General features: G+C 32.1%; 5 protein-coding genes. 4 read left to right on the top strand and 1 reads right to left on the bottom strand.

Going from position 1 to position 3,737, the window contains the following annotated elements:
• The first annotated feature begins 227 nt into the window (after positions 1–227).
• From tsaD to ACOYLP_RS11370, 3 genes are read left to right on the top strand one after another with little or no spacing between them, the layout of a single operon-like run.
• A complete protein-coding gene (gene tsaD, locus ACOYLP_RS11380) occupies positions 228–1,250 on the top strand; it encodes a tRNA (adenosine(37)-N6)-threonylcarbamoyltransferase complex transferase subunit TsaD (protein WP_422856291.1) in 1,023 nt (340 codons plus the stop codon).
• Positions 1,251–1,254: 4 nt separating this feature from the next.
• The gene (locus ACOYLP_RS11375; protein WP_422856290.1) at positions 1,255–1,962 is read left to right on the top strand and encodes a 16S rRNA (uracil(1498)-N(3))-methyltransferase; all 708 of its coding nucleotides are present in this window, start codon (positions 1,255–1,257) and stop codon (positions 1,960–1,962) included.
• A 27-nt stretch (positions 1,963–1,989) separates the two neighbouring features.
• Positions 1,990–2,628 carry a DUF4159 domain-containing protein gene (locus ACOYLP_RS11370; RefSeq protein WP_422856289.1) on the top strand — a complete coding sequence of 213 codons (639 nt, stop codon included), beginning with the start codon at positions 1,990–1,992 and terminating at the stop codon, positions 2,626–2,628.
• Between the two features lie 197 nt (positions 2,629–2,825).
• On the opposite strand, the gene ACOYLP_RS11365 is transcribed toward ACOYLP_RS11370, so the two are convergent.
• Positions 2,826–3,278 (bottom strand): hypothetical protein, encoded by a 453-nt coding sequence (locus tag ACOYLP_RS11365; RefSeq protein ID WP_422856288.1) that lies wholly within the window; start codon positions 3,276–3,278, stop codon positions 2,826–2,828.
• A gap of 173 nt (positions 3,279–3,451) precedes the next feature.
• Here ACOYLP_RS11365 and ACOYLP_RS11360 point away from each other — a divergent pair, with 173 nt between their 5' ends.
• A complete protein-coding gene (locus ACOYLP_RS11360) occupies positions 3,452–3,640 on the top strand; it encodes a metal-dependent transcriptional regulator (protein WP_422856287.1) in 189 nt (62 codons plus the stop codon).
• Positions 3,641–3,737: the final 97 nt, after the last annotated feature.

Genomic DNA, 3,737 nt, shown 5'->3' with positions numbered 1-3,737 from the left:
TGGTTTGAACAAAAGGTAAAGAAAGAGCGATACTGAATAGTAATAATAGTAAAATCAACGCTATAATACTGCGTAAAACTATTTTTCGAAATTTTTTAAAACCAGTATTTGTTTTAATTTTTTCCAATTATTCTTTTGACTTGGGAAAGAAAATTAACTTTGCAAAAATATTTACATTTGATTTTCTTAGATCGATTGTCAAATATAAATCAAAATTTGCGCCTTTTATGCATACCGAAGAAGTTTTTATTCTAGCTATTGAAAGTTCATGTGACGATACTGCAGCTGCAGTTTTGAAGAATGATAAAGTACTTTCTAATGTAGTAGCCAGACAAAGCATACATGAAGAATACGGTGGTGTGGTTCCGGAACTAGCATCAAGAGCACATCAACAGAATATTGTTCCAGTAATTGATGTCGCTTTAAAGAAAGCTAATATCACCAAAAATCAGTTGTCAGCTATTGCATTTACTCAAGGTCCAGGACTGATGGGTTCGCTTTTAGTAGGTGCTTCTTTTGCAAAATCTTTGGCGTTGGCTTTGGATATTCCTTTAATTGCAGTGAATCATATGCATGCGCATATACTGGCTCATTTTATTGACGAAGAAGGATTTGACAAACCAAAATTTCCTTTTTTGGCCTTAACCATTTCCGGTGGACATACACAAATTGTGAAAGTCAATGATTTTTTTAATATGAAAATCATAGGTGAAACTTCGGATGATGCAGTTGGTGAGGCCTTCGACAAAACCGCAAAAATATTAGGATTTCCATATCCAGGTGGTCCATTAATAGATCAATTTGCTAAAGAAGGTAATCCGACAAAGTATCTGTTTACTAAACCAAAAGTTTCCAATTTAGATTTTAGTTTTTCTGGATTGAAAACTCAAATTTTGTATTTTGTTCAGAAAAATGTGTTGGAAAATCCAAATTTCATCGAAGAGAATAAAGCTGACATATGTGCTTCTGTACAGCAGACCATTATTGAAATTCTGATGGATAAATTGAAATTGGCTGTTACAGAAACGGGAATTAATCAGATTGCCATTGGCGGAGGGGTTTCTGCAAATTCCGGCATACGTCAGACTTTGAGAGATGCTGAAAACAAATACGGATGGAAAACTTTTGTTCCCAAATTTGAATACACTACAGATAATGCTGCAATGATTGGAATTGTAGGTTATCAAAAATATTTACACGATAAATTTTCAGATGCTAATGTAATTTCTAAAGCACGAATTGAATTTTAAAACAATGCAATTATTCTATAATTCAACCATAAATGACACCCAAACCTCCTTTGTTTTTGACAAAGAAGAAAGCAAACATATAATTAAAGTATTGCGTAAAAAAGAAGGTAATATATTGCATGTTACAAATGGTTTAGGTTTTATATTTACAACCGAAATTACAATCGCTTTAGACAATAAATGCACTGTAAAAATTATTTCATTTACAAAACAAGACGCTCCAAAATTCCATTTGCATTTAGCTGTTGCACCAACCAAAATGAATGAGCGCTACGAATGGTTTCTCGAAAAAGCAACCGAAATCGGCGTACAAGAAATCACACCAATTATTTGTGAGCATTCGGAAAGAAAGGTGATCAAAACCGATAGATTTCAGAAGATTTTAGAATCAGCAATGAAGCAATCGCTACATTATTTTTTACCAAAATTAAACGAACCAATCACTCTTAAAGATTTTCTAAAAAAAGAACATAGCGGACAAAAGTTTGTTGCGCATTGCGAAGAAACGGATAAAAAATCGTTGAAAAACGAACTAATGACTTATGAAGATGTTACTATTTTAATTGGCCCTGAAGGCGATTTTTCTGTTAAAGAAATCCAACAATCTATTGATGCTAATTTTATTCCTGTATCTTTGGGAACGACACGATTACGAACAGAAACTGCGGCAGTTGTAGCTTGTCATAGTGTGGTTTTTATTAATGAAGATTAATCAACAACAATTTTTGATTTCAAATTTATGAAGAAAATAATATTGCTTTGCTTATTGATTACTTCTCTTGGGTTTTCCCAGGAAATTGCTCTTCTAAAATACAATGGCGGTGGCGATTGGTATGCGAATCCAACTTCGTTAACCAATTTGATAAAATATGCGAATCAAACGATTAATACCAATATCAAATCAAAACCAGCAAGGGTTGAACCCGGAAGCTCAGAAATTTTCTCTTACCCTTTTGTGCATATGACTGGTCACGGCAATGTGGTGTTTAGTGATGCTGAAATAATCAACTTGAGAAACTACATGCTTTCCGGTGGATTTCTTCATTCTGATGATAATTATGGATTGGACCAATACATTCGCAGAGAAATAAAACGCATTTTCCCTAACAATGATTTGATTGAAGTACCGTCAAATCATCCTATTTTTCAAAAACCGAATCTTTTTGCTAATGGATTGCCAAAAATACATGAACACGATGACAAACGCCCACAAGCTTTTGGAATCATCGAAAAAGGAAGACTTCTATGTTTATACACCTATGAAACCGATTTAAGTGATGGTTGGGAAGACCCACAAGTTCACAACGACACACCAGAAAAAAGAAAGCAAGCACTTCAAATGGGAGCAAATATTTTGATGTATGCTTTTATGAAGTAATGTAGCTATTTTTTCTTTTGTCTTAGCGTAGTTGTATAAAATACGCGTTGAAAACAAAATCTAAATTAATCCAAATCTTGCTTTCAAAATGACTCGCTAGAGTGATTTTTAAATAAAAGATAAAATAGCGAAGTTTAAATTCAATAATAAACAAACTTTTTTTGGTGTTTGGAGAAATTTATTTTTTCAATAAACAACTATTGGACACTTAAAATTTCAGTTATTTTTCCGTTAAATTGAACCATATCGCCTTTGGTTTTTCCGATTAATAATTCTCCAATTGGAGCTTTAGGATTTATTGCAAAAATCAAATCATTTTCAACAGTTACAGTTCCTATTCCGACTGAGAAATAATACCATCCATTATTGGTTTTAACCAAACTACCTAAGCCGATTTTCGATTGTACAATCTTTGGGTTTATTTTTTGTAAACTTTCTTGCAATTTCAATAATTCATTGATTTGCTTAGTCAACTTTTCCTGTTCCAATTGTGCCATTGCCACACCTGTTTCATGTTTGTCTCCAGCTGAATTTTTCACATCATTTCCAGAAGCAGCATCAAACATTTCTCCCAAGATTAATTTCAAGTTATTAATTCGATTTTTTAGTTCAATTAAAATTTGATTGTGAATGAGTTTTTTATTGGGCATTTTGGTTTTTATTATTTAATAACCTCGAAACTAGTTTAAGGTTTAGTTCTGTATTGACAAGAAATTTAATTACGACAAAAGGAGTGCAAATTTAAGCTAACATTTTTGTTTTTTTATTTCTTTATAAAACTTTCTAACTCTGTTTTTACGTTCAAATTTCTATTTTTACAAATATGTTAACTCAAACAGAAGAAAATTACTTAAAGGCTTTACTTAATTTAACTTGTAACGGAAATGAGCAAGGAGTTACGGGTACAAATCAGTTAGCGAAATACTTGAATGTTCGTCCAGCAACAGCAAACGACATGCTTAAGAAGTTGAAAGACAAATTATTCAACATTATAAAAATCTTTACAAAATAGTCAAAATGCCTATTTTTTCTTTAAAGATGCAATTGGAATCTGGATTCATCAAAGTTTATAAATATGATAAATTTGATGACAAAGACGACGAGTTTGA

It is taken from the genome of Flavobacterium sp. (assembly GCF_049318325.1).
Taxonomy (GTDB): domain Bacteria; phylum Bacteroidota; class Bacteroidia; order Flavobacteriales; family Flavobacteriaceae; genus Flavobacterium.
Note: the sequence above shows the minus strand (reverse complement) of the source record. Positions and strands in the feature narration are given on the sequence as shown.